Source organism: Polaromonas sp. P1_G2 (genome assembly GCF_056405515.1).
Window position 1 is genome coordinate 1 of the sequence record NZ_JBFUBY010001629.1, and the last position, 375, is coordinate 375.

The window sequence follows — 375 nt, forward strand, 5'->3', positions numbered from 1 at the left end:
CTCCGGCCCATCGGGCGCCGAAGTGACAGTCGAGCACGCCGAAGTGTTGGCGCCCGGTCGCATCTTCGACAACCGCAATTTCCGCACGGCCGAGGCCAAGACGATCTATACGCTCAAGGGCACTGGCGACGAGACCTACGCGCCGATCTTCACCTTCCAGGGTTACCGCTATGCACGGCTGACGCTCAAGGGCGGTGCCGTGATCAAGGCGATCCACTCGGTGCCGATCTCGTCGGTGCCGGAGCTGAAGGCCGGTTTTGCCAGCGGCAATGCACTGGTCGACCGGCTGGTGCAGAATACGATCTGGTCGCAGCGCGCCAATTTCATCGAAGTGCCGACCGATTGCCCGCAGCGCGACGAGCGCCTCGGCTGGAC

Annotated in this window: 1 protein-coding gene; it reads left to right on the top strand. The window is 64.3% G+C overall.

Translation table 11 applies throughout. The features are described 5' to 3' along the window. Positions 1–22 precede the first annotated feature (22 nt). A partial coding sequence (locus AC1D0P_RS31855; protein ID WP_477680376.1) for a family 78 glycoside hydrolase catalytic domain occupies positions 23–375 on the top strand: 353 nt, incomplete at its 3' end.